The organism is Spirosoma sp. (assembly GCF_048594605.1).
Taxonomy (GTDB): domain Bacteria; phylum Bacteroidota; class Bacteroidia; order Cytophagales; family Spirosomataceae; genus Spirosoma.
The window spans coordinates 1-4,832 of sequence record NZ_JBMDWV010000159.1 but is presented as its reverse complement, the minus strand read 5'-3'; the positions used below and the strand labels follow the sequence as shown (position 1 = coordinate 4,832).

The window sequence follows — 4,832 nt, the reverse complement described above, 5'->3', positions numbered from 1 at the left end:
ATAACCATCACCTTCGTTATTCTTTAAAAGGCGTACGTTATCAACTATTTCGTTTGGAATTTTAATTCCCGGTAAATGCTTAGCAATATTAACAAGACTATGAGTACGTTCAGAGTAATCCATATTTCACTCCTAATTTATAATCTGTGTCCGTTGAGTGCCAATGTTTTTTACCTTAACCCCGCCCAGACCAATACTGACCACTTGCCAGCGGCCACCGGGAAGCAATTGCCCAGCTGTGACAGTAGTTGTGTTACCGTCATTCATACTGATAACTGCATTACGTCCATTAATTTTAACTAACTGAGGAAGTGTATCTCCAACCGGAACATTACTGACCTGTACGCCGCCATTTGGAAAGACGTTAGTATTTGCTGCCACACCACTTTCTCGGTTTTCAGCTTCAGCCTTAGCTTTATTTAGCGCAGCTTTTGCTTCATAAAGCGTTCGTTGTGCCTGAAGGTTATCTAAATCCCAGGCAGTTCCATTATCTGCACAAGCGCCGAACGAGATAAAAGCAAGAAACAACACTAACTTTTTATGGTTTGAGAATGCGTTTACCATATACTGACCCCGTGATTTTATATGTAACAGAACCTTCATCCTGTCCGAATTCATAGATAACACTGTTAATCCTCATCCCAATAAATTCATCATTTTTAAAAACAAGCTGAGGTGGAACAGTTGTTTGCACATCGAATGTATTTTCCTCCCAATCCTGCAATGGTAAATCCTCACCTTCATCATTTTTTTTGACATCCTTAATTGCGACCTCAGTTAATGATGCGGGTATATTTACCCCCTGAAAGAGCGAAATTATCTTCAGCCGCTGATCACCCATATTTTGAAAAGGATCATCACCATTTGGCGGTAAGTTATGCTCAATAAAAAATACCGCCATAGAAGTTTGAGTGATGTTGAATGCCGGGTCAGTTCCGTATACCTGCCTAACCGCAGCGACAAAACTTTCAGCAGTTGCTGAGGAATTATCAGGCCTATTGTAGTTGGCGGTCATACCTTCCTGGCTACATTTTATTGTTGCAAGTTGCCATCCCTTAATTGAAAGATTGAGTTTTTTTAACCCTTCATTGCATCCCTGTAAAAACACAGGGATTGATGATGTTGTTATCCACGGATGCTTTAACTTATCTAGAGCGGCCTGATATCTGGCTTTTTTGTTTATATCCTCTTGTTGCCTCATCATTGCCTGAACAGCTGCCCTTTTAATGCGATCCTGTTCATCAAGATGATTCAGAATAAAAAGTACAGCCACGCCCGACATCAGCAGCGCAGCTGTAAAACCGAATAGCTGATTCTTTGTCATACCCCAACGAAGGGGTTTAAGACGAAAATCTTTCCTGATATTTCCGGGTTTCAGTATATTCTCTAAATTCAGAGATTCCGTTACCCAAGGAAATTTTTCCAGCTCCCCATAAACCGGAATTTCAGTATTCTGTTGATTGCCTCGCAAATCCTGCTTTAAGTCCAGAACAACTTGTTTAACTTCAGACTCAGGATAAATAACATCAGAAATAGGATGAATAGCACCTTTTTCTGTGCGACCAACGATCGTGTATTCACTTTCGCCACTCTCGTTAGTTCCTACCGGAATTACTGCAATACAGCTTCCCTCAAGGAGGGAAGCTAGCGAGACAATTAGTGAATAAGCACCACGCAACTTTTGACGGGATTTAGGCGCAAACCCTGCCTGAATAGCTTCAGCTTTTCGAATAGCTACCACATCAAGATTTCGCGTCTTGCCAATCTTGCGAACTTCCTGCATTACCTTGCGGTGAGCCTTTATTGTCTCCCATTCAAGCCCCACGACAAAGCGATGGTTGTTAATAGTTAGAACGCGTATGCCAGTATCACTGGCTATGTTTTCCGGTTTGGATCGCCTAATCTTAGATTTAGCGTACATAAGGTGTCACCGTAATAACGAAGCTCTGTTTTGTTTTTGCTCCAGACAGTGAACCGCCAAATAAAATATTACTTGGTGATCCAACCCCCTGACGGTTTGAGTTGTCTGTGTTCTGCTCAAAGCCTGACATAATGAGTGTTTGCCCTGGCTTCAGCCATACACGTTGCTGTAATGAGCGAGTATCAATATCTGGCGCTTCAATTTTCTGTGTATCAGACGTAATTGTGCGAATCTGTTTAAGGCTCGAAATATCCATAAACATATTCAGCATCAGACGATCTGAATCTTTCAGAATTTTTGGCAGGATTGTAATGTTTGTCCCGGTTGTCACGCTTCCCGGAGTAAGTGACTGTGATGGAACAGTTGCGTCACCGGTAGCATATGCCGTAGTGGTTACATCCTTCAGGTAAGTCGTTTGCTGACCGACAAGCACCGGCGCTGCGGCCATGTTAGTTGTCATTATTGTACTGGTCTTAACGTCCGATACCTTCGCCTGTTTTGAAAGGGCATCCAGCAGGAAAGATGATCCGGCGAACTGTGCTGCCGAACCTGTGGCTGTATCCAGTACATTAAAACCACCCGATATGGCATCACTGGCTACGCCACTGTTTGTATTGGCAAGCTTAATGCCGTAGTTCCCATTCAAGGATTTCCAAACAAGGTTCCAGTCTATGCCGACCATATCACTTACATCTGTATTTACAGTGTAAGTAACCACCTTCAAGATCACCTGGCGACTAAGGGTACTGTTCTCATCATCAAGATAGTCACCAACGCGACGTACAACATCAGGAACGTCTGTAATCATCAGTGTGCCAGTGGTGGCGTTAAGACTAAGCCGACCCACACCCGGCGTTAACATGCTCTGTACAGTTTCTTTGAGGTCTTTATAAAGGTTGTTCCCCATTGCTACTGTGGAGGACATCGTTGAACCGCCAGAACCAGAAACACCTGAGCTGGATGTTCCCCCTCCATTACCGCTGTCTGTTCCAGTTGCATTGGACAGGCCACTTGTAACTGTCCCTGTTAGATCATACTTGGCATCGGCAGGTTGAATATCGAATCGTTTCGTTTCGAGGTAATAAATACTCGCTTCACCGTCGCTAACTTTCCATGAGACACCAAACCTGCCAGTGACCAGATCCATTACGCCACCAAAGTTTCCTTGATAGCTAACATCGGTAATATATCGAGCGGTTCCTGTGGAAGCAGTGTTACCGTTGCTGTTTGCTTCAGCCCCGAACATAGTCAGAGGCTTCATTTCTCCGCTGTTGATAACTGGAGAAGGTACAGACGAGAGCCGTTGTGTTTTCGAGCCGCTATCCCCTCCACTGCCTAAATAGGCGACTGCATCCGGTGTAACACGAACCCGGATACGACATTGATCCGTCATGTCTTGCGCAAACTGGAAAATATCCTGTGGCTTGACTGTCTTGTAAGTCACCTGACAATTTACCACTTGAGGCGGAGCGTCATACTTAGGCTTTGGCAGGGGTGCAGTGTTTACATACTGACTATTCTGGAACTGCACTACAGGATAATTATCACCCATTTGCTGAATCAGCGATGATGCTTTGATTGCGGTATCTCCCGCGTCTTTACTAACTTCATTCATGCGCTGACCAGCACATCCAGAAAGCAATAAAGCGGTGGCGATTAAAGTTAATGATTTATTTTTCATAGTTTCACTTTCTGTCGCTAATAATAATTAAGCATTGATTTCGATATCCGCTTACATAAAGCGGAACTTGTGCTTTCCTGTACAAACTAAATAATTGGCTGGTTGCGTCTTCAAAATTTGAGGCACTAAATGAAAGTGGATAATCAATCGGATAATCTGTATCAGTCTCCCAGCGCACAGACCATTTACCTTTACCTACTGGACAATTTTCTTTTGAAGTCCATGCCATATAACCTGCTTTAAGCGTTGTTCCTTTTTCCATTGTCCACGGTTTGAAAATCGGAACAGGTTTAGCTAATAGCGCAACCTTGATAACAGGATCATGTTTCACCTGTTGAGTTGATTTATCCGACATCACTGGCTTAGTCCCTTCTGATACTTTCGGGATAAGCGGCGTTTTAAGAACAGTGGCTGTATTACCTTTAACAGCAGCTGTTGTGCTGGTCGGTTGCAATGGTAGCCCATGAGGAGCTTTTACAGGTACGCTGACCTTCTGAGCATACTGAACAATGACTTCTCCTCGGGAACTGTTCACATCAGCCTTGAGGCCATTAGCAACGAGCATTTTTTGTAAAACATGAGGCCACTGATCGCCGCCACTCCATGAAACAGAGGAACGGAAGTTTTGCGCTACATCTGGTGCAAGCCTTACCGTCATGGAGTCAGGAACTATTGCTTTGAGAGCTTTATAAAGCGGAACATTTTTACCGTCGGACTTAACGAGCATTGGTAATGTGCTCGTTGAAGAATTTAGCAAAGGCTTAATTTCATTTTTATCACTTACGGCTGAAATTTTTGGATTAGCCATGTCCTCAGCGAAAGGATTTCTAATCTTAACTGGCTGAGGTGTTACCTGTTGAGATTGAGGTACATCAAAACTAATCCAATCGCCATCTGGTTCAGTTAATTTTGGCGGGGAACTACAAGCTGTAATTGCATTAGCGGCCAGTGCGACTATGAATACCTTTTTATTTATCATTTCAGAGCCTTTTATTTTGTTCCTCATTAATCAATGCGGAAAAATCTTCATTAAAGTCAGCGTTAATCGCCTGCTCTTTTTTCCGCATAGAAACAACAAGACCAGAAAGTTGCGCTGGAGAAGCAAGTGGAATATTTGGCTTTGGCATATTTGCACGAACAGTAAACACTTCTTCTTCATACCAAAATATTTTCCTGGCTTTAATATTTAACGGTCTGGATTTTCTTGTCCCCTGAACAAATATCAATTCT

General features: G+C 43.1%; 5 protein-coding genes. All 5 read right to left on the bottom strand.

Features of this window, described 5'->3' with window-relative positions; all coding sequences use genetic code 11:
* Positions 1 to 132 precede the first annotated feature (132 nt).
* Positions 133 to 564: a type IV pilus biogenesis protein PilP gene (gene pilP / locus ACOJS8_RS10130; protein ID WP_420148424.1), complete on the bottom strand. Its 432-nt coding sequence runs from the start codon at positions 562 to 564 to the stop codon at positions 133 to 135.
* Positions 539 to 1,921 (bottom strand): type 4b pilus protein PilO2, encoded by a 1,383-nt coding sequence (gene pilO2, locus ACOJS8_RS10125; RefSeq protein ID WP_420148423.1) that lies wholly within the window; start codon positions 1,919 to 1,921, stop codon positions 539 to 541. The genes pilP and pilO2 overlap by 26 nt, the downstream gene beginning before the upstream one ends.
* Complete coding sequence (locus tag ACOJS8_RS10120; protein WP_420148422.1) at positions 1,911 to 3,602, bottom strand: PilN family type IVB pilus formation outer membrane protein; 1,692 nt, start codon at positions 3,600 to 3,602, stop codon at positions 1,911 to 1,913. The genes pilO2 and ACOJS8_RS10120 overlap by 11 nt, the downstream gene beginning before the upstream one ends.
* Positions 3,603 to 3,606: 4 nt before the next feature.
* Positions 3,607 to 4,608: a toxin co-regulated pilus biosynthesis Q family protein gene (locus tag ACOJS8_RS10115; protein ID WP_420148421.1), complete on the bottom strand. Its 1,002-nt coding sequence runs from the start codon at positions 4,606 to 4,608 to the stop codon at positions 3,607 to 3,609.
* The coding region (locus tag ACOJS8_RS10110; protein WP_420148420.1) for a hypothetical protein at positions 4,583 to 4,832 on the bottom strand (250 nt) is incomplete at its 5' end. The genes ACOJS8_RS10115 and ACOJS8_RS10110, both read right to left, overlap by 26 nt.

Coding starts and splice junctions, on each gene's coding strand:
- pilP (WP_420148424.1), bottom strand. CDS start 564: ATGGTAAACGCATTCTCAAACCATAAAAAGTTAGTGTTGTTTCTTGCT.
- pilO2 (WP_420148423.1), bottom strand. CDS start 1,921: ATGTACGCTAAATCTAAGATTAGGCGATCCAAACCGGAAAACATAGCC.
- ACOJS8_RS10120 (WP_420148422.1), bottom strand. CDS start 3,602: ATGAAAAATAAATCATTAACTTTAATCGCCACCGCTTTATTGCTTTCT.
- ACOJS8_RS10115 (WP_420148421.1), bottom strand. CDS start 4,608: ATGAGGAACAAAATAAAAGGCTCTGAAATGATAAATAAAAAGGTATTC.